At 63.8% G+C, this 1,123-nt stretch carries 1 protein-coding gene and 1 pseudogene; both read left to right on the top strand.

Annotated features, from left to right (window positions below):
- Positions 1–425: pseudogene (locus tag CN311_RS18545) on the top strand (PLP-dependent aminotransferase family protein); the annotation flags it as partial.
- 151 nt (positions 426–576) lie between these two features.
- The coding region (locus CN311_RS18540) for an AIR synthase related protein (RefSeq protein ID WP_245440872.1) at positions 577–1,123 on the top strand (547 nt) is incomplete at its 3' end.

Genomic DNA, 1,123 nt, shown 5'->3' with positions numbered 1-1,123 from the left:
GGGTGGCGCACAAGATGATGACCGGCGGCCTGCCCTTCCTGCTGGCGGAAGTCGGGGCACGGCTGGTGCTGTCCGGCCAGGCCCACGAGATCCGCGAGCGCAGCATCGCCGAAATCGGCGGGCGCATCGCGATCGTACGCGAGACATTGGCCGGGTTCGACTTCAGGGCGCATGACAGGGTGCCGTTCGTCTGGCTTTCCTTGCCCGACCCATGGCTTTCCGGCACCTTCAAGAATGCCTGCCTTGAGAACGGCGTGCTGCTCGACGATGAAGACGAGTTCAAGGCCGGCCGTTCGGAGCAGGTGTTCCATGGCGTTCGCTTCGGCGTTTCGCAGCCGGGGCAACGCAAGGATCTTGCCGATGGTATCGCGGTGATCCGGCGGCTGCTCGACGAAGGCCGCGCCGGCTACGACAGTTTTTCCTGAGTTCGGCCCCGCGGTTCGGCAAGTCGGTCAGGCATGCGCGCCGCCCTGTGGTTTTCCGGCGTTTTTCGCTAATCGATGGGGTGTAACAGCGCCGAGCTTGCGATAAGAGGGGACTCAAAATCCCCGCTCCCACGGATACAAATCGCCGCCCATGACCATTTCCAATTCCGTGCCGATCACTCCGGACCTCATTGCCGCGCACGGGCTGAAGCCCGACGAATACCAGCGCATCCTCGACCTGGTCGGGCGCGAGCCGAGTTTTACCGAGCTTGGCATCTTCTCGGCGATGTGGAACGAGCACTGCTCCTACAAATCCTCGAAAAAGTGGCTGCGCACGCTGCCGACCACCGGGCCGCGGGTCATCCAGGGGCCGGGCGAGAATGCCGGCGTGGTCGATATCGGCGACGGCGACTGCGTCGTCTTCAAGATGGAGAGCCACAACCACCCCTCCTATATCGAACCCTATCAAGGGGCCGCGACAGGCGTCGGCGGTATATTGCGCGATGTCTTCACCATGGGCGCGCGGCCGATCGCGGCGATGAACGCACTGCGCTTCGGGGCGCCCGACCATCCCAAGACCAGACATCTCGTTGCCGGCGTTGTTTCCGGCGTCGGCGGCTACGGCAATTCCTTTGGCGTGCCGACGGTCGGCGGCGAGGTCAATTTCGACGCCCGCTATAACGGCAACATCCTGGTCA

Origin of the sequence: Mesorhizobium sanjuanii (assembly GCF_002529485.1) — a bacterium.
In the GTDB taxonomy this organism is placed as follows: domain Bacteria; phylum Pseudomonadota; class Alphaproteobacteria; order Rhizobiales; family Rhizobiaceae; genus Mesorhizobium; species Mesorhizobium sanjuanii.
The sequence above is the reverse complement of the archived record's forward strand: the minus strand, read 5'-3'. Positions and strand labels throughout refer to the sequence as shown.